Origin of the sequence: Massilia sp. LMS1-1-1.1, assembly GCF_040815535.1 — a bacterium.
Classification (GTDB): domain Bacteria; phylum Pseudomonadota; class Gammaproteobacteria; order Burkholderiales; family Burkholderiaceae_D; genus Janthinobacterium; species Janthinobacterium aestuarii.
Genome location: NZ_JBFPNG010000050.1, coordinates 1 through 255, shown reverse-complemented (window position 1 = coordinate 255; position 255 = coordinate 1). Strand labels below are relative to the sequence as shown.

At 67.5% G+C, this 255-nt stretch carries 1 protein-coding gene; it reads left to right on the top strand.

Going from position 1 to position 255, the window contains the following annotated elements; genetic code table 11:
* Positions 1 to 255 (top strand): phage tail-collar fiber domain-containing protein (locus MRBLMS1_RS24685; protein ID WP_485882660.1); only part of this gene is annotated, 255 nt, incomplete at both ends.

Genomic DNA, 255 nt, shown 5'->3' with positions numbered 1-255 from the left:
GCCCAGCTATAAGCCCGTCATGGCCGAGGGCAGCGCCCGCACGCAAGTGGTGCGCGTGGTGCTGATCGTCGCCAGCACGGCCGCCATCGAGCTGAAAATCGATCCGTCCGTGGTGCTGGCCACCCGCCAGTATGCCGACGACAAGGCCGCCGAGGCTGTCATGGCGCATGAGGCGAAGGCCAACCCGCACCCGCAGTACCTGAGCAAGATCGACGGCGAAGCCAAGATCGCGGCGGCGATTGCCGCCCTGGTCGA